At 51.5% G+C, this 23,885-nt stretch carries 17 protein-coding genes; 6 read left to right on the forward strand and 11 right to left on the reverse strand.

Going from position 1 to position 23,885, the window contains the following annotated elements:
- Nucleotides 1-168: 168 nt before the first annotated feature.
- On the forward strand, nucleotides 169-879 hold the full coding sequence (locus EDD73_RS02255) for a lytic transglycosylase domain-containing protein (RefSeq protein ID WP_207668784.1): 711 nt from the start codon (nucleotides 169-171) through the stop codon (nucleotides 877-879).
- A 105-nt stretch (nucleotides 880-984) separates the two neighbouring features.
- On the opposite strand, the gene EDD73_RS02260 is transcribed toward EDD73_RS02255, so the two are convergent.
- The 7 genes from EDD73_RS02260 to adhE all read right to left on the reverse strand — a co-directional run bounded on the left by EDD73_RS02260 (nucleotide 985) and on the right by adhE (nucleotide 11,908).
- Nucleotides 985-2,241, reverse strand: coding sequence for a DUF445 domain-containing protein (locus tag EDD73_RS02260; protein WP_131918073.1), 1,257 nt, complete (start codon nucleotides 2,239-2,241; stop codon nucleotides 985-987).
- Between the two features lie 35 nt (nucleotides 2,242-2,276).
- A complete protein-coding gene (locus EDD73_RS02265) occupies nucleotides 2,277-3,500 on the reverse strand; it encodes a DUF445 domain-containing protein (protein ID WP_131918074.1) in 1,224 nt (407 codons plus the stop codon).
- A gap of 175 nt (nucleotides 3,501-3,675) precedes the next feature.
- On the reverse strand, nucleotides 3,676-4,335 hold the full coding sequence (locus EDD73_RS02270; RefSeq protein ID WP_131918075.1) for a TetR/AcrR family transcriptional regulator: 660 nt from the start codon (nucleotides 4,333-4,335) through the stop codon (nucleotides 3,676-3,678).
- A 78-nt stretch (nucleotides 4,336-4,413) separates the two neighbouring features.
- Complete coding sequence (locus EDD73_RS02275; RefSeq protein ID WP_131918076.1) at nucleotides 4,414-7,503, reverse strand: efflux RND transporter permease subunit; 3,090 nt, start codon at nucleotides 7,501-7,503, stop codon at nucleotides 4,414-4,416.
- Complete coding sequence (locus EDD73_RS02280; protein WP_165876269.1) at nucleotides 7,500-8,594, reverse strand: efflux RND transporter periplasmic adaptor subunit; 1,095 nt, start codon at nucleotides 8,592-8,594, stop codon at nucleotides 7,500-7,502. The genes EDD73_RS02275 and EDD73_RS02280 overlap by 4 nt, the downstream gene beginning before the upstream one ends.
- Nucleotides 8,595-8,821: 227 nt before the next feature.
- A complete protein-coding gene (gene rnhA, locus EDD73_RS02285; protein WP_131918078.1) occupies nucleotides 8,822-9,310 on the reverse strand; it encodes a ribonuclease HI in 489 nt (162 codons plus the stop codon).
- Between the two features lie 33 nt (nucleotides 9,311-9,343).
- Nucleotides 9,344-11,908 (reverse strand): bifunctional acetaldehyde-CoA/alcohol dehydrogenase, encoded by a 2,565-nt coding sequence (gene adhE / locus EDD73_RS02290; RefSeq protein ID WP_406567178.1) that lies wholly within the window; start codon nucleotides 11,906-11,908, stop codon nucleotides 9,344-9,346.
- Nucleotides 11,909-12,417: 509 nt separating this feature from the next.
- On the opposite strand from adhE, the gene EDD73_RS02295 reads away from it, so the two are divergent.
- Nucleotides 12,418-13,551, forward strand: a complete 1,134-nt coding sequence (locus tag EDD73_RS02295; protein WP_131918080.1) for a PAS domain-containing sensor histidine kinase — start codon at nucleotides 12,418-12,420, stop codon at nucleotides 13,549-13,551.
- A gap of 50 nt (nucleotides 13,552-13,601) precedes the next feature.
- Here EDD73_RS02295 and EDD73_RS02300 read toward each other — a convergent pair whose 3' ends face one another.
- The gene (locus EDD73_RS02300) at nucleotides 13,602-14,138 is read right to left on the reverse strand and encodes a carbonic anhydrase (RefSeq protein WP_131918081.1); all 537 of its coding nucleotides are present in this window, start codon (nucleotides 14,136-14,138) and stop codon (nucleotides 13,602-13,604) included.
- A gap of 183 nt (nucleotides 14,139-14,321) precedes the next feature.
- Between EDD73_RS02300 and EDD73_RS02305 the strand changes: the two genes are divergently transcribed.
- Nucleotides 14,322-15,482, forward strand: a complete 1,161-nt coding sequence (locus EDD73_RS02305; protein WP_131918082.1) for a sensor histidine kinase — start codon at nucleotides 14,322-14,324, stop codon at nucleotides 15,480-15,482.
- Nucleotides 15,483-15,560: 78 nt separating this feature from the next.
- Here the strand turns inward: EDD73_RS02305 and EDD73_RS02310 are convergent, their stop codons facing one another.
- Nucleotides 15,561-18,056: a PAS domain S-box protein gene (locus tag EDD73_RS02310; RefSeq protein ID WP_165876270.1), complete on the reverse strand. Its 2,496-nt coding sequence runs from the start codon at nucleotides 18,054-18,056 to the stop codon at nucleotides 15,561-15,563.
- A 323-nt stretch (nucleotides 18,057-18,379) separates the two neighbouring features.
- A complete protein-coding gene (locus tag EDD73_RS02315) occupies nucleotides 18,380-20,473 on the reverse strand; it encodes a PAS domain-containing hybrid sensor histidine kinase/response regulator (protein WP_131918084.1) in 2,094 nt (697 codons plus the stop codon).
- Between the two features lie 438 nt (nucleotides 20,474-20,911).
- Between EDD73_RS02315 and EDD73_RS02320 the strand changes: the two genes are divergently transcribed.
- The 3 genes from EDD73_RS02320 to EDD73_RS02335 all read left to right on the forward strand — a co-directional run bounded on the left by EDD73_RS02320 (nucleotide 20,912) and on the right by EDD73_RS02335 (nucleotide 22,695).
- Nucleotides 20,912-21,322, forward strand: a complete 411-nt coding sequence (locus EDD73_RS02320) for a response regulator (RefSeq protein WP_131918085.1) — start codon at nucleotides 20,912-20,914, stop codon at nucleotides 21,320-21,322.
- Between the two features lie 278 nt (nucleotides 21,323-21,600).
- Entirely contained in the window at nucleotides 21,601-21,849 is a 249-nt protein-coding gene (locus EDD73_RS02325; RefSeq protein WP_131918086.1) for a hypothetical protein, read from the forward strand.
- Nucleotides 21,850-22,092: 243 nt separating this feature from the next.
- Nucleotides 22,093-22,695 (forward strand): class I SAM-dependent methyltransferase, encoded by a 603-nt coding sequence (locus EDD73_RS02335; protein WP_131918087.1) that lies wholly within the window; start codon nucleotides 22,093-22,095, stop codon nucleotides 22,693-22,695.
- 77 nt (nucleotides 22,696-22,772) lie between these two features.
- Here EDD73_RS02335 and EDD73_RS02340 read toward each other — a convergent pair whose 3' ends face one another.
- Complete coding sequence (locus EDD73_RS02340; protein ID WP_131918088.1) at nucleotides 22,773-23,561, reverse strand: TspO/MBR family protein; 789 nt, start codon at nucleotides 23,559-23,561, stop codon at nucleotides 22,773-22,775.
- Nucleotides 23,562-23,885: the final 324 nt, after the last annotated feature.

Here is a 23,885-nt window from a genome sequence, read left to right on the forward strand (position 1 = left end):
AGCCACCTTCTCTCCAAGACCGCTCACCGGTTGCTCATTGGAATGTATCATATTGCCCAGTTGGCACTGTTGACACCTTTTCCAGCAAAAAACCTCACCGCGGCCTGTCTCTCGCCCTATTTACATCGCCAGCGCCCTCAGGTATAGTGAACATCAGGGGGTGCTTGCATGACGATCAACAGCATCGAACCGATCCGCCAAAAAATCATGGAACAATGTCCTACCTCATCACGCCCGTATGCCGATTTTGCCGCCACCTTAGCGACAACGATAAAAAACCAAGCGCAGATCCCGACGGCGCCAACAGCCCCGCCGATGATGACGTCATCGGTAACGGCGTCACCAGTAATGCCATCGTCAATAACGGCGTCGCCGATGACGGACCGTTCTGCCGCGCTGCCCCTGTCACCGGTCAACGCCGGACAAAAGTCATCCGCCAGGGCCGCTACGCCGGCGGACCCCACGGCCTATGACGACCTAATCCGCCAAACGGCCCAGCGCTATGGCGTCGATCCCACCCTCGTCTGGGGCGTGATCAAAGCCGAATCGAATTTTCAACCAAACAGCGTGTCCCGCACCGGTGCCGCCGGCTTGATGCAGTTGATGCCGCAAACGGCCGCTTCCTTAGGCGTAACCAATCCCTTTGATCCGGCCCAAAACATCGATGGCGGTGTTCGCTACCTGCGCCAACAGTTGGATCGCTTCCAAGGTAATCCCGCATCGGCTCTGGCCGCCTATAATGCCGGACCGGCCAATGTCACCAAATACGGCGGCATCCCGCCGTTTCGGGAAACCACCGCCTACGTACCACGGGTACTGCAGTACCAGCAAAGTGCGCCGTCCACCGTGGCCGGCCCATCGCATCGCTCCGTTACCTGAACCTACTACCGCCGGCAAGTGCCTGGCGGTTTTTTTCTTTTTTCGCTGCTCAAAGCAATCGTTCCATGCCGATTCTCCGGAGAGCCCCGGCAACGCTTTCGCTGGTTACCGGCTGAAAAAGCCCGCCCAGAGCGGCAAATAAACCCACTCGACAAACAAATAGCTGCCGAGACCGACCACACCGCCGACGACAGAACCGTTGATGCGAATCCACTGCAGATCCCGTTCCGATTTATCTTCCACAAAACGGACCAGATCATCCGTCGAAAACGTCGCCAGCACATCTTCGACCAGTTCGCCGACGCGGTGATGATTGGCCGCGATCAACAAGGCCACCGTCGCCTGTAAATGCCCTTCCAACCAATCCAGCAGCGCTTGATCGCCTTTGATTTGCACCCAAAGCAACTCCAACTTGTCCTTGAGCCGCCGATCGTCCTCACCCTCCGGAACGAGCGTTGCCAGGGCTCCACCGATACTCAGCGCATCGATCAACGTCACCTTCCAAGCTTCCACCGCCGCATTCCATACCGGGTCCTCGTCCAGCTGCTCCACTTTATCGATCAGCAACTGCCGCAGCGTCTGCCGCATCGGATGGGCTTCATCACCCATCTCCCGAAGCAATTGCCCCGCTTGCTGCTGAATCGCGGCAGCCGCATCGGCCGGGTTAAACGCATCAGCGAGCACCACCGTCGACAAGAAAAGATCCGCCAGCAACCCGCCGCCACTGCGCTTTGCTGCCACCTGATCATCCACATACCGGCGAATCTGCGCCAGTGCCGCCGGGCTGTCATTCCAGCGCCGCAACGCTTCAATGGCCAGTTCGACCCAGGGCGCTTCCCGGCCGTCGGTCAGGAAGCCCTTGAGCCACACCGTCACCTTCCCAGCCAAGGGCTTGTCGCGCAGTTGCCTCTTGAGCGGTTTTTCCAAAAAACGCAGCGTCTTTTGATAGAGCCGGTCCGATTTCCAGTTCTGCAAATAGTCAGCCAGCCGTTCTTCCAGAAAAGCCAGTACCCCGGGTTGATCGAGCCAGGCGATCAAAATATCGATCAAGCGGACTTGGGCCAGCTTGGCCCGGATGATGTCTGCACTGAGCAAATCCCGTTCAATCATTTGAATGACGGCCCTCGTCACCCGGTCACGGTTGCGCGGTACCAGTGCCGTGTGCCAGGGAAAGCCCAGGGGTTTGCGAAACAGCGCCGTTACAGCAAACCAATCGGCCACGCCGCCGACCAGCGCCGCCTCCGCCGTGATCAAGGCCGCCCGCAAGAGCGCTTGGTCCGGATAGACGCGCGCCAGCATCCACAACACCAGAAAAAGGACAAACACGCCGGCCAGCACGGCGTTGGCTTTCTGATAGCGCATGCGTACGCCTCCTTTCCCATCCCGTCATCACGTCATCACGTCAACTGGGTCAGCAAAAAAATCAGCATCCCCACCAAGCCCCCGACCACCGAGCCATTGATCCGAATCATCTGCAGATCGTTGCCAGCTTTGGACTGCACCAGTTCCACCAGCGCTTCATCGCTGAAACGATTGATATTCTCCCGGATCAATTCGCCGATGGCGCTGTGCTTATCATCGATCCACTGCTCGCCGATTCGCTTCAACAGTTGATCCAGCTTATCCGGTGACGCACTTTGCTCTTTCAGCGCCGCCACCAACCGGACAACGCGGCGCACCGTACGGCGAAACCAAGGGGACTTCGCCAGCGGCACTTGTCCGTCCGGTGATTGCACTTGCTTCAGCAGATCCTGCAAAAGCGCTTCCCAGGCGATTTGGCCGAGTTGGGCTTTTTTCCAGGCTTCCACCTGCGCTTGCAACGCCGGATCATTACGCAGCCGCAGCACCCAATCGCGCACATAAGCGCGCGCTTTTTTACGCCAGTGATGGTCACCGTCACGCAGCGTCGCCAGGTAGTTGCGGGCAGCCCGCTGCAATTGTGCTGCCAGATCATCGGGATCCATCCGCAAGATCAAATCATTGAACAAGCGCCGTCGTGTCAGCGTTGCTTCATAGCGCTTTTTCGTCTGGGCCACCAGACGGGCCAGCTCCTGCCGGATGGCCGAATGCATAACCAATAACTCCGCTTCGTCCAAGGCCAGATCAAAAAGCCGCTCATCGTAGCCTTGCTCCAGCGCCCACGTCAATTGATCGGCCAAAAAAGGCGACAACGGTAGGTCCTCCACAATCGTGCGCACTAACGGTTCCAGCGTCTTGCCCAAAAAATCCGGCGCCGCACCCTCGACGAGGCGCGGCAAGATCGAAGCCAGCACTTCCTGCTCAAACCAAACACCCACATCATAGGCGGCCAGTCGCCTTTGCAGGTAATCCTTGGTCAGCAAATCTTTTTCCACCATGGTGATCATCGTATCGACGATCTCTTGCCGGTTGCGCACCAAGATCTGCGTACCGTAAGGGATCCCCAAGGGCTTACCAAAGAGCGCCGTCACGGCAAACCAATCGGCACAACCACCGACCACAGCAGCGCCAAAACCGCTGCTCAACAAACCACCGGCAAAGGTCCCGGCAAAAGGCACCGTGAGCAAATAGCCGGCTACGGAAACGCCTAAGACCACGTTGGCCATCTGGCGATTGGAGGTTCCGCCTTGTTTTTCATCCATCGTGGCACCACCTCTGGATTGTTACCACCAAAATATCGCGATTTTTCCCTATCGAAAAGAACACTATCTTTCATATTATGAGACAAAGCGCTGTTGTCAAGTCTAAATGAGAAAAGAAGTAGCCGGAAGCACACGAAGGAACTCGCGTGCTTCCGGCTACATTAGTCACCGAATATTATTTTTCGTTGGAAATCGCTTCTTGACCATGCTGCGGAGCAACGGCATAAAACCGCATCTGCTCCCGTGGTACGCCGACAGCGCAGGCAATTAATTTTTCAGCCACAGCCGCTTTTCTGGCCAAGCCTTCCGGGGAGTTGGCCGATAACGCCGATTCCACCAACAAAGAAAAGATCCCATTAATGAAATCAATCGTTTCCGGCAGATGCTCAATGTACATCGACTTTTCCGCCTGGCCTTGCTCCAAGATCGTTATCAGGTAGGGGGTAAATCGTTGTTCACTGTGGCTTTGCAGTTTTTGCCGTAATCCCAAGTATTTTTCTTCCAAGAGAACCTGTAAGATCGTCTCCCCTTGGGTACCGAGATTGCGGAGTACCGAATTGAGCACATCGTTCAGCTTTTGGGGCGCCGTCAAGTTGGGATTCTCGGTAATGCGCTTGGCATCTTCCAGCATGCGTACGATATAGCGCTCCGTGATCGCCTCCAGAACATCCTCTTTCGTCGCGAAGTAGTAAAAAAACGTCCCTTGCGCAACGCCCACTTCTTTGACGATATCACTGACAGCGGTGTGATGATATCCCTTTTTTACAAAGAGACGGTAGGCGGCCTCCAGCAACTCCGCCTTGCGCTCTTCCGGCTTTTTGGTTATTCTCGCCAACCCATTGCCTCCTACTATCGCCATCCATCAACAGACTTTCGCCATCCACCACCAGAAACGCTACGTTGCCCATCGTGATCAAACGATCGGTAGATCTTCATGGGCCTTGGGATCATAATTCGGTTTTACTTTCGCCAATGCCGCATACATGGCCGGCAACACGATCAAAGTCAACACCGTCGCCACGATGAGGCCACCGGCAATCGCCACGGCCATGGGGCCCCAGAAGATACTGGAGGCCAAGGGCACCATGGCTAATATGGCCGCCGCCGCCGTCAGCATGATCGGTCGAAACCGCATGATCGTCGCTTCGATGATGGCCACCCAGGGCGATACACCGTTATGAACGAGGGTTTCAATCTGATCGATCAAAATCACCGAGTTGCGCATGATGATGCCGGCCAGCGCAAGAATGCCTAACTGCGCCACGAAGCCAAGGGGCTTGCCGGTAGCCAGCAACGACAGGCTGACCCCAATCAGCCCTAAGGGCGCCGTCAACAGCACCATGACCATCTTGGACATATTCTGCAGTTGGAACATCAATAAGAACATGATCACCACGATCATCATCGGAATCGTACTGCCTAACGTTTTCGATGCTTTGGCGCTATCCTCGGCCCCCCCGGCCAGTTCCACAGTGTACCCTGCCGGCAGGTTCTCCCGGTATTCTTTTAAACGTTCATAAACCTGGAGCGTCGCATCGTTGCCGGTCGTGCCCGGGAGAATCAGCGCTTGTACGGTGATCGTCGGCTGCAGATTATAGCGCCAGATCAAACCGTCTTCGGCTTCATAGGTGATCTTGGCGATCTGCCCCAGGGGAACCGTTTTCCCGCCACCGATATAGATATTTAATTGCTCCATCCGCGATAGATCCATGCGGTACGGTTCATCGGTGCGGAAGATGATCGCAAACTTTTGATCGCCTTCCCGGAACTCGGAAACAGGCATTCCCGATAGCTGCGCTTGTAAGGATTGGGCTAACTGCTGCTTGTCGATGCCCAGCATCCGGGCTTTTTGCGGATCCACCTGAAGACGAAGAACTTTGTTTTTCTCATACCAGTTAAAATTGACATCGTAGATATACGGATTTTCTTGCATCACCGTGCGAACATGTTCCGCCATCTCACGCACTTTGGCGTGGTCCGGTCCGGAGACGCGCATCATCACCGGATAGGGCGAAGGCGGTCCTAGCGCAATCACTTTCGTATTGATCCGGACATTTTCAAAGTCCTTCCGGCTCAGTTCGGTAATCTCTTGCTGCAGCTGATCACGAGCCGCCAGATCCTTCGTCACGATCACGAACTGCGCCACATTGGACGCATCCAAGACCGGATCGGCGACCAGTACAAAGCGCGGCGCCCCTTTACCGACATAGCTCGTAAAGTTAACCACGTTGGGATGATCTTTGATGTGGTCATTGAGCTTGAGCACCGCTTGTTCCGTCGCTTGCAGGGATGCTCCTTGCGGCAAGGTCATATCGACGATCAATTCCGGGCGCGTAGAGTTCGGAAAAAATTCCGACTTCACAAACCCCATGAGATAAATCGAACTGCCAAAAACGATCACCGTGGCGCCGATGACGCTCCAACGGCGCAAGAGTGTCCATTCCAGGATTCGGCGAAAAGCCCGGTAAAAGGGCGTATTATAAACCTGATCATAATCCTGTTCTTTTTTATGAAAATTAAGCCACTTGTACCCGAGCAACGGGGTCACCGTTCCGGCCACCAGCCACGATAAGATCAGCGATGCCGTAACCACCCAAAAAATGCTGCCGACGAACTCCGACGCCGAGCCGGTGGAAAAACCGACCGGCATAAAGCCGGCACAAGTGACCAGGGCACCGATGAGCCGCGGAAAAGCGGTGGCTGTGAAGGAATAACTTGCCGCTTTGGCTTTTTCCATGCCTTGTTCCAGTTTCACATGCATCGTTTCGATGGTAATGATCGCATCATCGACCAGCAAACCGAGGGCGATGATCAGTGCGCCCAAGGAGATATTGTGCAACTGAATCCCGGTCAGCTTCATAACGACAATCAGCGCCGCGACGACCATGGGGATACTCAACGCGACAATCATGCCGGCGCGTAGACCTAAGCTGATAAAACAAACGACAAGCACGATGACGAGGGCTTCCACCAAGGTATCGACAAACTCATTGATCGACTCTTTGACGACCTCTGGTTGGTCGGCCACTTTATGGATTTCCAATCCCACCGGCAAGTCACGTTTGATCTTGGCGACTGTTTTGTCCAGTTCTTCACCGAGCGTCAGGACGTTACCGCCGGTTTCCATGGAGACCGTTAAGCCGATGGCCGGTTCGCCGTTGTAATACATCTTGGGATCGGACGGCTCGACATAACTGCGCTCGACCGTGGCGATATCGCCAAGACGGAAAATGCGATCATTGGTGCGAATCATCAGGTTGCGGATACTGTCGATATCTTCAAAATAGCCACTGATGCGCAAGTTGACATTATCGGTGGTCGTTTCAATCATCCCGGCGGCGTCCACCGAGTTCTGGTTGCGCAAGCTGTAGGCGATCAGCGCCGGATCGATTCCCAGCTGCGCCAGCTTCGTATTTTCCACCTCAATATAGATGGCTTCGCGCTGCACCCCGATCAGTTCGACCTTACCAACCGCATCGACTTGTAAAAGCGTCTGCCGGATTTGCTCCGCCTTTTGCCGGACTTCTTCCATGGTAAAACCATCGGAGGTCAGGGCGTAGATCGTTCCGAACACATCACCGAAGCGATCATTAAACATCGGGGGGTAAACGCCTTGCGGGAGGGTGCCGGCCATATCATTGACAATATTGCGCACTTCGATCCAAATCGGCCGGACATCCTTTTCCATGACCGTGTCTTTAAGCCGGAGGTAGATGACCGACTGCCCCGGCTTGGAATTGCTGCGAATCACATCCACGTTAGGTGTATCTTGCAGCTTTTTTTCGATTTTATCAGTGACCTGTTGCTCCACTTCCTTCGCCGATGCACCGGGCCAAACGGTGACGACGACCATCTCACGGATCACAAAGTCGGGAAATTCGGAGCGGCCCAACTGGTTGTAGGAGATGATCCCCATCGCGAACAGGACGATCATGAGAAAATAGACCATCTGGCGGTGTTTCAGTGCCCATTCACTGAGGTTAAAGCCTTTGAACCTGTTCATTGCCCGCCTCCCGTAGTCACGCGAACGGCTTGGCCGGGCTGCAACTTATGCACACCGGCCGTAACGACAGTCTCGCCATCGTTCAGGCCCTCGAGAACTTCCACCTTGTTGTCCATGACCGTGCCTACCTTAATCGGCCGCAGATGGACCACATTGTCTTGGACCACCCAAACGGACGAATCATTGCCTGTCTGGTAGATCGATGATAAGGGGACAGTGATCGTCGAAGACGGATTGGCCGGATAAACCTCCACGGTGGCCGACATGCCGTATTTCACTGCTTGCGGCAAGTTAGGGCTGCTGATTTTCACTTGATATGTACGGGTGGCCTTGTCTGCCACGGGGGAAATATCGCGGATCACGCCATCAACCGTCACGTCCGGTAAGGCCCAAAATTTGATTTTGATCTTCCCGGCATTTTGCATGTCGGCTAATTGCCGTTCCGGCACATCGATGGCCACTTCCCGTTCATTGTCCAACACCAGCGTAAGCACATCGGAACCGGGGTGATTGGGGTTGATCACCTGGCCCACTTCCCCGCGGATCGCCGAGACAATGCCGCTCGCCGGAGCCACTAAGCGTCCGTAATGGACTTGATTCTTCGTTCGCTCCAACCCTGATTGGGCTTGTTTCAGTTGTTCAGCCGTAATATCCCGTGCTGTCTGTAAGGAGTCCACTTCCACATTGCTGACCGCACCGCTTTGGAGCAACAATTGATACCGCTGCAGATTCTCTTCGGCCAGTTGCAAGTTCGATTGAATGGCCGCGATGTTGGCTTCTTGAGTGACTACGTCTTGCTGCAAATCGGTGGTATCGATTTCCATCAGGAGGTCCCCGGCCTGGACCACATCGCCGACTTCCACATAACGCTTGGTAATTTTGCCGCCCACCTGAAAGCTAAGGCGGCTTTCATTGCGGCCGATCACTTCACCGGCATAAACGATGGGTGTGCCTTCCGTATTGCTGGCAACCACTTTGGTGCGCACCGGCGGTATTTCTTCTTTGGCGGGAGGTTCTTGCTGGGTACAACCGGCGGCCAAGATACCAAAAACCAGAACGATGGGCATGACTTTTTTCGTGAGCCTTTTCAATGCATTCCCTCCTGATGTTAACCCCAACAGATTCAACGACTGACTGAAGTCAGTCATTGAAAGATTGTACTCGACCCCTTGCCCATCGTCAATAGGGATGGTGACAAATCACCAACGTGACTGGTATAAAAGAAGCTCCGGCAAGCCTTTGGCCCACCGGAGCTTCTTAAACATCATTTGCCGATCGCTGGTTCGTTTCCTTCGTTCCCCGTGGCTTCCCAACCACCTCAGCGCACCAGCCCACGCTCATCGACGGCCAGATTGCCGCCGCGAATCGCCGCCGTGGCTAATTGGTCACAGCGCTCATTTTCCGGGTGCCCGGCATGGCCGCGGACCCAGTGAAACGCCACCTCGTGGCGCTCGGTCTGCTTTAAAAGGCGCACCCAAAGATCGGGGTTCATGGCCGGCTGCTTGCCGTCACGGGTCCAGCCCTTGGCGCGCCAGCGCTGCACCCAACCTTTGGTCATCGCATCGACCAGATAGCGCGAATCACTGTACAGGTGTACCCGGCACGGTTCTTTCAGCGTTTCCAGTCCCACAATGGCCGCCATGATCTCCATGCGGTTGTTGGTCGTGTCGCGATAACCGCCAGACAACTCCCGGCGCTGACCTTGGAACTCCAAAACCACACCGAAGCCGCCGGGACCGGGATTGCCCGAACAAGCGCCGTCCGTATAGATATTGACCGTTTTTTTTACCGCTACCGTTTCCGTCATGATTCCAGGCTCCTCTGTCCCCATTCGCTAACGTTAGCCCTCGTAGGCGCGCAGCAGGATCCCTTCCAGATCCTTGACCAGCGGCATTTGCGGGTTGCTGCCCGTACATTGATCATCAAAAGCCGTCTCGGCCAGCGCCGGCAGCCTATTCAAGAACGCCTGCCGATCGATCCCGCAAGCAGCCAAGTTCATGGGCAAATGCAACTGTTGCATCAACTTGCGCACCGCTTGGATTAGGCTCTGTACGCCTTCTTCTACCGATGACGCCGGCAGCCCCAGGCTACGCGCCAGTTCGGCATACTTTTGATCGGCCACAAAGGTCTCGTAGTTCGGATAAGAAACAAACTTCTTCGGCTTGCCGGCATTATAGGCGATCACATAGGGCAGGAGCACGGCATTGGCCCGCCCATGGGGCAGATGAAACTCCGCACCGAGCGCATGAGCCAAGCTGTGGTTGATCCCCAAAAAGGCATTGGTAAAGGCCATGCCGGCCATCGTCGAGGCGTGATGCATCTTTTCCCGAGCCAGACGATCGTCGCCATGGGCAAAAGCCCGCGGCAGGTAATCAAAGGTCATCTGGATTGCCTTAGCGGCCAGCGCATCGGTAAAGTCTGACGCCAAGACCGACACATAGGCTTCGATGGCATGGGTGAGCACATCCATGCCCGTATCGGCCGTCACCGCCGGCGGCACCGTCATGACAAACTCCGGATCGAGAATGGCCACATCGGGCGTCAACTGGTAATCGGCCAAAGGGAACTTGAGATTTTGCCGCCGGTCACTGATCACCGTAAAGGAAGTCACTTCCGAGCCGGTGCCGGACGTCGTCGGAATGGCCACCATCTTGGCTTTGAGCCCCAGTTTGGGAAACTTAAAGACGCGCTTGCGAATGTCCATGAACTTCAGCCGCAGCGCATCAAAGTCCACATCGGGATGCTCGTAAAACAGCCACATCCCCTTAGCCGCATCCATGGCCGACCCACCGCCGAGGGCGATGATCACGTCCGGCTGAAACTGCGCCATCATGGCGGCGCCTTTTTGGACCGTTTCCAGCGACGGATCGGGCTCGACGTCGGCAAAAATTTCACAATGGACATACTGCTTGCGCTTACGCAGGTAGTAAAGCACCTTGTCAATCATGCCGGCCTTGGCCATGTACGGGTCCGAGACGATAAAGGCCCGGCTGATCTCCGGCATATCCTCCAAGTACTCTGTCGAGCCAAAGCGGAAATAAATTTTTTCAGGAATCTTAAACCACTGCATCTGCGCCTTCCTTGCGGTCATACGTTTGCGGTTGATGAGATTGACTGCCGAGACATTGGCCGTCGTCGAGTTGCTGCCAAAAGAACCGCAGCCCAGTGTCAGCGACGGCATGTTGGTGTTGTAAATATCGCCGATGGCACCGTGAGTGGCCGGCGAATTGATCATGATCCGCCCCGTCTTAATCCGCCGCGAGAACTCGTCGATCACCGCTTGATCTTGCGAGTGAATGACGGCCGAATGACCCATGCCGCCGAACTCGACCATCTCCTCGGCGCGGCGGATTCCATCCACAGCGCCATCGACCACATAGTAGGCCAAGATGGGGCTTAATTTTTCCCGCGATAAGGGGTATTCCGGGCCGACCCCTTCCAACCGGGCCAGCAAGATTTTCGTCCCCTCCGGCACCTTGATCCCCGCCCATTCGGCAATCGTCGTCGCCGCTTGACCGACAATGCGCGAATTGATCTGGCCCCGCGTCGGGTCATGCACCAGTTGCTCTAACTTGGCTTGCTCCTCCGGCGAAAGAAAATAACAGCCATGGGCTTGCATCGACGCTTCAAACGCTTCAGCCAGGACCCGATCGACGATCACAGCCTGCTCCGATGCGCAGATCATCCCGTTATCAAAGGTCTTGGACATGATCAGATCAGTAATCGCCCGCTCCAAGTTGGCCGTCTTTTCAATGTAACAAGGCACGTTGCCGGGACCGACGCCCAGCGCCGGTTTACCGGTGCTGTAGGCCGCCCGGACCATGCCGGAGCCGCCGGTCGCCAGGACCAGCGAAATGCCCCGGTGGTTCATCAGCGCCTGCGTCGCCGCCTGCGACGGCTGTTCAATCCACTGAATACAGTCTTGCGGTGCGCCGGCGGCAATGGCCGCATCGCGGACGATGCGCGCCGCTTCCACACTGCAGCGCTGCGACGAAGGATGAAAACCAAAGATGATCGGGTTACGGGTCTTCATGGCGATGATCGACTTAAACAGCGTCGTCGAGGTAGGGTTAGTCACCGGCGTAATCCCGGCGATCACACCGACCGGTTCGGCCACTTCCACATAGCCGTCAAAACGGTTTTCCTGGATCACGCCGACGGTCTTATCATATTTGATGCTGTGGTACACATACTCCGAAGCGAACATGTTTTTGGTGACCTTGTCCTCATAGACGCCGCGCCCCGTTTCTTCAATGGCCATGTGCGCCAGGTGCCGATGCGCTTCCAGGCCGGCCATGGCCATCGCTTTAACGATGGTATCCACCTGCTCCTGATTGAGTTGCATCATGGCATCGAGTGCTCGGTAGGCATTATCGACAAGTCCCGCCAGATAACGATCCAGCACTGCAGCTTCCGCCGTAGCAGCGTCGGTTCCTTGCGGCGTTCCTTGCAGCGTTCCTTCTGGCTTCTCTTTCGTCACCACGGTTCTTTCTTTACTCAACAAGTTAACCTCCTTCAGCGATCGGCTAGCAACCATCGTGGCGGCTCAACCGCCACCTATCTCCATCGTGCCCCAACATCCCATAAAAAAAGACCGATGCCCGCAAAGTTGCTCGATCGATGTTGCTTGGGTAGAATTAACATCCTTATTATACACAGTCCCGCTTCCAGTGACTACCGTCATTATTCCCGGAACCGTACCGCAAACACCACATCCGCCCACATCGGCCGCTCGGCATCGCCGACAGTTGCCGGCATTTCACGCCACGCCAATTCGTCTGACCGTCATCAAATGACCACCTCCTCTTAACAAATTGGTGATATAATTGACCCAAAGCAATCCATTATTCAGACCCTGTAGCGTGGCTCTCCTTCCCTACACCATACCATACCAAACCAGAAAGGAGCAGTGGCGTGAATTCTTCAGTCAAGCATTCGCCCTCTTCTTCCGGGGAAATCCGTTTAAAACGAATTATTGACCACACGCCGGTCGGTGTCTGCGTTACCGATGAAAAAGGCTTTTTCCGCTCGGTCAATCCGGCCTATTGCCGCATTTACGGGTACAGCCCCGAAGAATTGATCGGCCAGCACTTTACCGTCGTTGTGCCCCCGGAATCAAGGCAACTCTTGTGCGATCTGCATGAACGTTTTATGCATTATGGTTCGGAAATTCGCGGCGAATGGACCGTAATGAGCAAATCGGGTAAACAACTGACCGTCTTAGCCGAGGCGGCCTTGATCCACGATGTGGACGGGCAACCGCAAAAAGCCACCTTTGTCCTCGATATCTCCGATCGTAAACAAATGGAACAAGCATTACAAACCGCCAAAGAAGATGCCGAACGGGCCAACCGCTTTAAATCAGAATTCCTTTCCCATATGAATCACGAATTGCGCACACCGCTCAACGCTATCTTAGGCTACACCCAGTTATTGGACTCCACCCTGGATGTTCCCCCTGCATCGGAAGAGCAGCGCCTGTTTACCCAGCATATTTTAAAATCCAGTTGGCACTTGCTTTCCCTGATCGATGATATACTTGATTTAGCCCGGATTGAAGCGGGCAAACTGCCGATCCAGCTTACCCATATCCCCCTGGAATCGCTGCTTAACGAAGTACTTTCGATGTTAGCAGCCCAACCTAACAGCCACAACGTGGACGTGCAACTCATCCCACCGGGACCGGATCAGCAAGTCTTTGCCGACATGACCCGTCTGAAACAAGTCCTGGTCAATCTTGGTTCCAACGCGATCAAATATAACCGCCCCGGCGGTACGGTCACCTTGCGGTGTGAGCGCCCCGACCCCACGCTCGTCCGTATCCTTGTGGAAGATACGGGCCCGGGAATCGACCCTGCCCAAATGCCCAACTTGTTTCGCCCCTTTGAACGCCTAGGTGCCGAAAAAACAACGATACCCGGTTCCGGCCTAGGCTTGAGCATTACGCAAAAACTCGTTCACCTGATGAACGGTTCCATCGGTGTTGACAGCCGGCTTGGCAAAGGCAGCGTTTTTTCCATTGATTTACCGGTAACAGGAGCTCCCTAGGAAATCTAAAAAAACGGCTCAGAGAACCATTGATTCCCTGAGCCGTTTTTTTATTGCCCCAACAAATAAAGCCGGTTATCTTCCAAACGATACAGCATCGGCGCAACAAGCACCCCGGGGTAGCGCGCCCGCAACCGCCCGGCTTCGCTAAGCACAAAATCCACTTCGTTGCCGATCTCAAACATGCTGGCAAAGCTGTTAAAGTGATCGGCCGCCATCGTTGCATCCCAACCAATATCGACAAGACCCTGGATAAAATCATCTTTTTTGGTCATTAAATGGACCATGCCGCAATGGTTATGCGCAATTAAGGCAATCGCGCGCACCCGCCCAACGCCGATCGCATAAGAAACCTTAAACTCACTGGAGCGCAAGTTCCCACCGCCGGTACGCAGGATATAGGCAAAGTTATCCGGAATGTGCAACTGCTTGCGATTATCCATGCACATACCTACAAGCAATTGCGCTTCGACGTAGCGATCAAAAGGCCGGTTCAAATTATGATATTCCAGCAACCGCCCAATCGGTGTTTCCTGATAATGGGGATAAATGTCTTCGATCTGATTGACTCCAGCTATCGTCGCCATCATTGCTCCACCCTTCTGCATCTTGGGATTGACGTGCTTATGCTTCTATGACAAAAGATCATCCTCCATAAATTCGCGCTGTTCCTGCGCTTTCCTGCTATTCCTCCTCATCTTCTCCCCTATACAGGATTTTGTGCGATGCTGTCGAATTAAGGAAGCATTGAACTAAAGGGGGGGATATCGATGAGCAATCATGCCGTGCCGACTTTTTATGCTCCTGGAGAGCGTGATCCCCAAGAACGGATCGAACAGCAAGCCAAGATCATCGCTAACCTCCAAGGTGTCCAGGCTTTTTTCGATGCTCTCCCTCACATTGTAATTATCGTCAACGAATATTTGCAAACGGTGTTTTGCAATCAAGCGCTCTACGTTCTGCTGAATATCCCGGAAAACACGCCACTTGCCGGTCTACGCCCTGGGGAACTGCTTTGCTGTGTTCATCCTAAGACCATGCCCGGTGGCTGTGGTACCACCGAACATTGCCGCACCTGCGGGTTGATCAACACGGTTCTCCGAAGCCGGTCCGGGCAAACCGTCAAGGGTGAATGCTCGATCACCGTGGAAGAAAACCATCAGGGCAATACGTTGGAGTTTGGGATCACAGCGTCACCGCTGACCGTTGACGGTTATCATTTTACGATCATCTCCTTAAATGACATTAGCGATGTCAAACGCCGGCGTGTACTGGAACGGGTTTTTTTTCATGATATCATCAATGCCGCCTCCGGTCTCAACGGATTCACCGAACTCCTCCGGGAGTATAATTCTTCCGCGGAAGCCCAAAGCATCCTCGACGCCTTGCAGACGGTTGCCAAACAACTGGTTCAGGACATTCAAGAACAGCGTGACCTCCTGCAAGCTGAAACCAACGAATTTCAACCGGTGCTGACCTGGATGTCTTCGTCGGACATCTTGCGGGAAGCGGTAACCCAGATGTCGGCCCATCCAGTGGCGGCCGGGCAAAAAATCATCATTTCTCCCGACAGCGTTGATGTGCTTTTTATCAGTGATATCAGTCTCGTACGTCGCGTTCTCGTCAATATGCTAAAAAACGCACTGGAAGCATCCAAAATAGGTGATATCGTCCAAATCGGTTGCCGCCACAGCGAAAGCATCGTCGAATTCTGGGTAAACAACCCGGCCGTCATGCCTCGCAATGTTCAACTGCAAATCTTTAAGCGCTCCTTCTCCACCAAAGGTACGAACCGCGGTATCGGTACCTATAGTATGAAGTTATTGACGGAACGCTATCTCCGGGGTACCATCGCCTTTTCCGTATCGGAAAGCGAAGGTACGACTTTTTTTGCTCGCTTTCCCCTAGAGAAAGATACCGTACTTCCCTGATCAAAAGGAGGCACAGGAGCCATTCCTGTACCTCCTTTTTCATCCTATCGACCGCGGCATCTACGGTCATGGCCACAGCTACAGTTCTTGCGGGTAATACTCGGTATGCTCTTCGGGCTCATCATTCATAAACTTAATCAAGACTTCGTAATTAAACGGTTTCGGTATATAGCCGTCCATGCCGGCTTGGTAACACATCTCTTGCGCCTGTTCAGTCGTGTGAGCGGTGACGGCGACAATCGTCGTGTACCCTTCTTTCTGGGATTCCAGCGCACGAATCGCTTGGGTTGCTTTGTACCCGTCGAGCATCGGCATCTGACAGTCCATTAAGATGAGTCCATATTCTTTTTCCGCTACCGCTTTGATCGCTTCCAGTCCATTATTGGCGATATCAATATTGGTAATGCCGAGTTTTTGGAGTTGCGCTTTGATGACCTTCTGCGTCGCCACACTGTCTTCCACGAGCAAGATGGGCAACCCGGAGGTCAGACCTCGTTTTACTTCTCGATTGGGTACCACCTCTTGCTGGGTTACATCCATGCATGACAACAAAGGAATGGACACCCAAAAAATTGACCCTTGCCCCAGCTTGGAAGAAACACCGATTTGGCCGCCCATCAAGGTGATCAGTCGCTTCGCCAGGGCTAATCCTAAGCCCAAGCCGCCAAAGCGCCGTGTTAAGGAATTATCCCCTTGCACAAAAAGTTCAAAGATATGGTCATAATTCTCTTCGGCGATACCTACCCCGGTATCGCTGACTTCAAAGCGCCAGTGCGTTTGAGCATTCTGCTCCGCTTCAATGAAACATTTGAGACGAACCCAGCCTTGATCGGTAAATTTTACGGCGTTGCCCAGCAAACTCGTCAATACCTGTTGCAACAACTCCGGATCACCAACATAGGTAGGATCATCCGGCAACGCATAGCTGCGTTCAAACTCCAGGCCTTTTTCGACGGCCATCGTTGCGATGATCTTGGTCGTTTCATCTAATACCTTATCTAAGCGGAAGGGTATTTGCCGTAATTGCACACGCTCAGTTTCAAACTTTGAATAATCAAGCACATCATTAATGAGCTTGCTCAATAAATGGCCCGAATTAAGCATCGAGCGCACACAATTCTTTTCGATCTCGCCCAAGTCAGCTTCCAGCAAATATTCGCCCATGCCGATAATGCCATGCAACGGTGTTTTTAATTCATGGCTCATGTTGGCCAAAAAACTGCTTTTCGCCCGCAGCGCCGCTTCCGCCGTTAGTTTGGCTTTTTCTAGTTGGCGCGTTCGTTCGCGGACTCTTCGCTCCAATCCGTCATTGGCGAGCTGTAACTTTTCTTCCGCTTGCTTGCGCTCTGTCAGATCACGGCCTACGCATTGGATTTCTTTGACCTTCCCGTCAGCATCAAAAATGGCGCGATTGGTCCAATGGAACCAGCGTTCCATGCCGTCGCCCCGGGTGATCTCATTCTCCATCACATGAACTTCGTTATCTTGATCGAACGATGCAATGATATTCCGGACGGTCTCCCGGTGGCGTTCCGCCATCAACGGGTACATGTTCGTCCCTACTAGTTCCTCGCGGCTCTTACCGAAAAACCGGCAATGGGCGTTATTGACAAATACCAACGTTCCATCTGGTTTATAACGCGCGATCAAATCGGGTTGATCATCGACAATGCCGCGATAGTAGATCTTGCTGATGCGCAATGATTCCTCGATCGCAATTCGTTCTTGAATTTCCGCCTGCAATTGCTGATTCATTGCGAACAATTGCGCTGTTCGCTCTTCTACACGCTGCTCCATTTCACTGTACGCTTGATACAACTGCTCTTCCGCTGCTTTGCGCTTGGTTACGTCTTCGATTTGGAGCAAATAGCCCAGCAATCCTTCCGACTGGGCCCGCAACGGCGCTAAGCGGCATTCCAGAAAACGGATCCCCCTGTTCGTCGTGCCATAGCGGTTACTGCGCCGGATCTCATCGAAATCAACCGTCCGGGAAAGTTGGAGCGCCTCACCGCGCTGTAACTTGTCTTTCATCTCGTCCGTCAAGTCAATCAGCGAAAACAAATCGATGCCGACCACATCATTCTGGTCGGAAATGCCAAAGATGTTGCAACAAGCTTGATTCATAATCACTAAATGGCCATGCTGATCATATAATTCGATCCCTGTCGGCGATTGCTGGAACATGTTTTTGAAGATCAACCAATTTTTTTCGATCTCATCTTCTAAACTTTTTTTTTCGGTACGATCAACAAACTGCGCTAAGATAGCTTTTTCATCACGGTAGGTAACGATATGAAAGTAGCCTAATAAATATTTAACTTGACCTTTTTTAGTAATCATTCGGAATTCATAGGCCTCGGGGACGGCTTCACCGGTCAAGCGGCGCTTAGCCGATTGTAACACCTGCGGGCGATCATCAGGATGAAGGACTTTTTCCAAGGGCATTCCCCATAACTCATCGGTTGTATAACCGGTAAGTTCATAAGCTTTCGGGCTTGTAAGCTGAAAACAACCTTGTTGAATAATCCCCATGGGAATTGGCGAAGAATCGAAGAGATCTTGAAATGTAAGCATCGCTTTCCCTCCTACTAAATACCAAGAGATTCTTGCGCCTTGATTGTGAACATCGGATGTCCACCTCCCGCTCATCGCTGCGCTATTAGTGCCCTTGATTTTCGACTAAATTATAATAAAGACAAGGAGATTCTTCAAGATATTGTTATTATTTATATTGGATTTTGTTTTTTTATAATTCAAGTTTTATCTTGATGATGATTTCTTTATTAATTAAAAGTACATCGATACCTTGGATTTCGAACTCATTTCGTTTCCTACAAGGGATTTTCTCCTTATGCTAAATAAAAAAAATCCCCCATCTGAGGATGGGGGATTTGCTTTTAAAATAGAGCATTCATGAATTTCATGATGTTTTGAAACTTAAAGGGCTTTTCCAGATATCCGTCCATACCGGCTTCCAAGCAAAGCGCCCGGACATGCTCATCCAGATGGGCCGTTACAGCCACAATGGTACTGTAGACTTCTTTATGCGCTTCCAGCGCCCGGATCGCCCGTGTTGCTTTAAAGCCATCGAGTAACGGCATTTGGCAATCCATGACGATCAGTCCATAATCCTTTTCGGCAACGGCCCTGACTGCTTCCAGGCCGTTATTGACCACATTCACATTGGTAACACCGGCATTTTTCAGTTGGGCAATAATTGATTTTTGCGTCGATATGCTGTCGTCGACGAGTAAGATCGGTAGGCCAAAATCAATATGACCGTCCCAGGGCGCATGGCGCCGGTTTGCCGGCGGCAAGGTGCTTTTCTCCAGCGGCAGGGTGACCCAAAAAGTAGAGCCCTGCCCGAGTTTCGACTGCACACCGATGAAACCGCCCATCAACGTAACCAAGCGCTTGGCTAAGGCTAACCCCAACCCGATGCCGCCAAACCGTCGTGTCATGGAACTGTCCGCCTGGACAAATATGTCAAAAACCGTATCAAGGGCTTCATCGGCAATGCCGATCCCGGTATCGGTAACCTCAAACCGCCATTGGGCGTGCTGTTCCTGATCGGCTTCCATGGTACATCGCAGGGTGATCGTTCCTTGATCCGTAAATTTTACGGCATTGCTCAGCAAGCTAAGCAAAATTTGTCGCAGCAATCGCGGATCGCCGGTATAGATGAGATCATCGCCGATCGCGTAGTCCTCTTCGAATAAAAGTCCTTTTTTCGCAGCAACCTCTTTGATCGTTTTGGTTGTATCGTCTAACAGCGCCCCTAGATAAAAGGGGATGTTTTTCAGTTGAACTCGTTCCGTTTCACATCGAGAATAATCAAGCACATCACTAATCAGTCGCCCCAGCACATTCCCCGAATAGAGAATGGAATGTAAACATTGCTTTTCTTCACTGGGCAAGTCAGTTTCCAACAGATATTCAACCATGCCGATAATTCCGTTGAGCGGTGTCCGTAACTCATGGCTCATATTGGCTAAAAAGCTGCTTTTGGCGCGCGATGCCGCTTCCGCCGCTTCTTTAGCTTGTTCTAACTGGCGCGTTCGCTGTTGGACCCGACGTTCCAGTTCGTCGTTGGCGCTTTGTAAGTTCTCTTCCGCTTTTTTTCGTGCGGTGATATCGCGACCAACCGCTTGATATTCGGTGAGTTGACCGGCTTCATCGAAGATACCGCGGTTCGTCCAGTGCAGCCAGCGTTCTTCCCCGTCACCACGGAGGGTTTCAAATTCTATTACATGGATCATACGTTGTTGATTGGTCTGCGCAACTGCCGCCCGTATGCGATCCCGATTTTTTTCCATCAGCAAGCTGTGTATATTGGTTCCTAGTAACTCTTCGCAGGTCCGGTTGTAAAAGGTACAGCAGGCATCATTGACAAAGGTCAACGTTCCGTCCGGGAGAAACCGAACAATCAGATCAGCTTGATCTTCCACAATTCCGCGATAGCGCGCTTCACTGATACGCAGTTCTTTTTCCATTTTGCAACGCTCACAGATTTCCGCCTGTAAGCGTTGATTGGCTAGTAGCAGCTGCTCCGTTCGTTCTTGCACATGGCTTTCCAGACCATTGTATTCACGCTGCAAGCACTGTTCAAACTCTTGGCGCTTTTTTTGGCTTTGCTCCTCCATGCGTTTTTTGTCGGTCAGATCAACATATTGCCCGAGCAAGGCTTTTTCGCCATTGTATTCCACAGGACTGAAATAGCCGGATAGATATTTGATATCACCATTTTTGGCAACTGTACGAAACTCATACACCGCTGGTCCGTCTTCACCGTTGACCCAGCGGAGGGCACTCTGAAATAACCCTAGGCGGTCATCAGGATGGACAAGATCGGCTGTATGCATGTTCAACAATTCGTTTGCTGAATAACCCATCAGTTGCGTAAACTGCGGGTTGGTTAGCTGAAAGCGATGGTGTTGAATGATCGCAACTGCAATCGGCGAGGAATTAAATAGTTGGTGAAAAGTCAACATTGGTATTATCCCTCCATGAAATTGCAGTAGTATGTCCGTTGTTTTTCTCCGAGGGCCCCATGCCCAAAGGTGACCGTGTTTACCATTGGTGTTGGCAGGGGCTCCCTTAACATGGTAGAAGTTCCCTTAGCATATAATTTTCATCTAATTATACCATGCACGAGCGGTAATAAAAAAGGCATTGTATAAGCCTGTGCTAAACAAAATCGCCACGACAGCCCGGGATTTTTGCGATTTTGCGGATTGATTACCATTCCTTAATGGGCGGATTTTTGATATGCTTAGATATGTTCACCTTAATCATCGTATACAATACTTGACTTTGCTGTTGTCTAGTTAACGTCAGCATCGCTGATTTGATAACAGGGTGGTCAATGTTTTCTCTGGCGTTTATCGCTACGAGGTCAAGTTTTAATACAATGAACGGGAAGGGTTACTGTGGCAACAATTTTAATTTGTGATGATAATAAATCAAGTATTTTATTGGTATCCAAACTGATCCATCAGCTCGGGCATGTCACGATTCATGCAGCCAACGGTGTGGAAGCGCTGGCTGCTACGAACAAATATAAGATTGACGTGATCATCCTGGATCTCTACATGCCCATATTGGACGGGAAATCGACCATCAAAAGATTAAAAGGAAATTCCAGTACGTCAAAAATCCCGATCATTGTGGTTTCCGGCACGGCCGAGAAGTCGGATGTGATCGAGACCATGGCGTTAGGTGTAAACGGGTTTATTCTCAAACCGATATCTCCGGTAGACTTGTTATCCAGGGTAGCGAAAATACTTGCCAATTGTCCAAAACATCGACAAGGAAAAGTTAATTGGGCTATGGAAGTATAATTGACTATGTTCGCTTTGTCAAAATGTTTGGCACCTCTTTTGCCGGGCAAAATGTAAGCACCTCCTATGATAGTTTTTTATAATTCTATCCTAAGAGGTGTTTTTGTTTTACTGTCCGCTAAGCGGGGTTCACCTATGATGTTTACCGGCGCTTCCTTTCGGAAAACCATTCCCTTGAAACGGTCGTACTGCAACATACAAATCAACGTGTGATTGTTGAATTTCATATCCAACATATACGCAAGTACTGGTCTCATGACGTCGGGTTATCGCTGTATATGCAAAAAACGCGCGAAGCAGTGGATAGTTTTCCCGACACTGCTTCCATCCTCGTAGATACCACTCATCCGGAATTCACTTATTTTTGCTACATCTGCGTATTGGAAGGAACCACGCTCGGTGAAATTCTGGAGAAGGCCGACGCTATCCGTGCGAAAGTTGGAGAAAAGCGGGAACAATTATTGGCAACTTATTTCGCGAAACGATTTGTCAAGCTCCGGGAGCCGGGTCTCGTTCGAGTTATTTAATCGGAAGAAGCAGGGGGGATTCCCTGCTTCTTTTTATTCCTCTATCGCTGTTTCGGGTCCTTGAAGTTGGTACTGATAAAAACTTAAGTCAAGCCATTTGCCGAATTTATATCCAGCTCTCTGAATCGTATCACTACTTCGCCTAGCGCGGACGCCGGAGAATCCCCTTGCTTGTCGCACCACAAATATAATATAATTCAATCGGAAAACATAAGTATAGCTTCTATCAAAAGGAGAAGACAAATGGCGAAATATCGAGAGTCGGGAATGCCTGATGAGCAGACGTGGAATACTTTCTTTCATCCGACCGAAATCATTCAGAAAATCGGCATCGGCGAACAGGTAAAAACGTTACTGGATATCGGATGCGGTTACGGTACTTTTCTACTACCGATTGCCGAAATTGTCAGTCAAAAAGTAATCGGCATTGATATTGACGATCAAATACTCAATATTTGCAAGGATAAGATCAAAGGGCGTACCGATGAGAAAATTCTTTTAGTTCATGGTGATATCTCTGCTGATGCTACAAGAAAAGCTTTAGAAGAGTACAAAGATAAAATTGATTACATAACCTTATTTAATATTCTCCACTGCGAAGAACCGATGGCCCTCCTTAAAAATGCTTTTGATCTGCTTAGCGATTACGGCAGAATCGGAGTAATCCACTGGAAATACGAAAAAACACCGCGGGGACCTTCCATGGATATACGACCGACTCCTACGATGATTATTGACTGGGCGGCCAAAACAGGATTTACTTTGGAGAAGCAAGTCGAACTCCCGCCCTATCATTACGGGTTAGTATTTATAAAAAAGCCCATCGTAAAAACGATGGACTACTAGACTTAATGGTATGGTCGGGCTACGCTCGACCTTTTTAATTTCGTGTAAAATCGGCCGTTGCATCTGGAGTGTGATGTCTATGGCTTCGTTGGCCGAAGTAGTGATAAATCGTTTCGATAAAACTGGATCGCGGCCATACCGATCAGAACTACCGCTCCCACGAGGGCGATGCTCTGCAGCAGACTATATTGCCCATTAAACCCTTCCGGTGAGTTTAAATGTTGATAGATTCCGAAATAAGCCCAGGCAATCGGTAATGGGAATGCAGCATTGCGAATTTTTGAGAGTACCACAGCGACCAAAAGAATTGAGATAATCAGGATCATCATCGCCCAGATCTCATCGGCAATTCCAAAGCCATTCCATTCTAACTTGACCAGCATCGCAGCTATATTAACAACAGTGGCTATGAATAACCAGCCGGTATAGATTCCAAAACTCAAAGGCAACAGCCCGTGCTTTCCGTCGTTAATCTTCAAGAGTTCCCAGCAAATCAAGGACAAGGTAATGACGAATCCGAAAATAAAGAGCACGGAAAGTTCAATCTGTAAATAAGAGAAAGCAACAACCCACGCAATATTAAGCATGCAAGAAATGATAAAAAGGTTGGAAATTTGCTTTATTGCGCGCTCATAATAGGGGTCATCTTTTTTGACGATCATCACAATCACAGAGATCAGCAGCAAGGAATAGATAATACTCCATATACTGAAGGTAGCCGGGCTCGGTGTGATCAGGGTAGCATACATATCAGAAATTTGCTTTTGTGAGAGCCCATTGATTCGTCCTAAGGCGCCAAAGGTATTGATGGCCAAAGTTACTACCAAAAATAATGCATTGACCCATGCTTTTTTCGTTTTATCCATTAGAACCACCCCCCAGTCACGATATTCATACTTGATGAATTCATCCCCAAAAAACCAGATGCTATATTTTCGGGGTACATATCCTTATATTCATGGGTTTCGCCTGCGATGCCTTTAACATCAATACTACTGTCTCAATATGCCCCGCGTTGTCATTATTGATGTCGGCGTTCTTGGGAACAGAACAACTATTTTTTAGGGTTTACGCGGTATGCGGGAACATATCAATCGGCAAATGCCTCCATCAGGTCTCAGCCCAAAGTTCATTCCATGTGCTTCGACACACTGTAGCCGTCCTGCTTATTTAGTCAGGCGAGAAAGTAA

It is taken from the genome of Heliophilum fasciatum, assembly GCF_004341395.1.
Taxonomy (GTDB): Bacteria; Bacillota; Desulfitobacteriia; order Heliobacteriales; family Heliobacteriaceae; genus Heliophilum; species Heliophilum fasciatum.

Excerpts from the sequence above, each read along its gene's own strand:
- EDD73_RS02255 (WP_207668784.1), top strand. The coding sequence starts at position 169 with ATGACGATCAACAGCATCGAACCGATCCGCCAAAAAATCATGGAACAA.
- EDD73_RS02260 (WP_131918073.1), bottom strand. The coding sequence starts at position 2,241 with ATGCGCTATCAGAAAGCCAACGCCGTGCTGGCCGGCGTGTTTGTCCTT.
- EDD73_RS02265 (WP_131918074.1), bottom strand. The coding sequence starts at position 3,500 with ATGGATGAAAAACAAGGCGGAACCTCCAATCGCCAGATGGCCAACGTG.
- EDD73_RS02275 (WP_131918076.1), bottom strand. The coding sequence starts at position 7,503 with ATGAACAGGTTCAAAGGCTTTAACCTCAGTGAATGGGCACTGAAACAC.
- rnhA (WP_131918078.1), bottom strand. The coding sequence starts at position 9,310 with ATGACGGAAACGGTAGCGGTAAAAAAAACGGTCAATATCTATACGGAC.
- EDD73_RS02300 (WP_131918081.1), bottom strand. The coding sequence starts at position 14,138 with ATGGCGACGATAGCTGGAGTCAATCAGATCGAAGACATTTATCCCCAT.
- EDD73_RS02305 (WP_131918082.1), top strand. The coding sequence starts at position 14,322 with ATGAGCAATCATGCCGTGCCGACTTTTTATGCTCCTGGAGAGCGTGAT.
- EDD73_RS02310 (WP_165876270.1), bottom strand. The coding sequence starts at position 18,056 with ATGCTTACATTTCAAGATCTCTTCGATTCTTCGCCAATTCCCATGGGG.
- EDD73_RS02315 (WP_131918084.1), bottom strand. The coding sequence starts at position 20,473 with ATGTTGACTTTTCACCAACTATTTAATTCCTCGCCGATTGCAGTTGCG.
- EDD73_RS02325 (WP_131918086.1), top strand. The coding sequence starts at position 21,601 with ATGCAAAAAACGCGCGAAGCAGTGGATAGTTTTCCCGACACTGCTTCC.
- EDD73_RS02335 (WP_131918087.1), top strand. The coding sequence starts at position 22,093 with ATGGCGAAATATCGAGAGTCGGGAATGCCTGATGAGCAGACGTGGAAT.
- EDD73_RS02340 (WP_131918088.1), bottom strand. The coding sequence starts at position 23,561 with ATGGATAAAACGAAAAAAGCATGGGTCAATGCATTATTTTTGGTAGTA.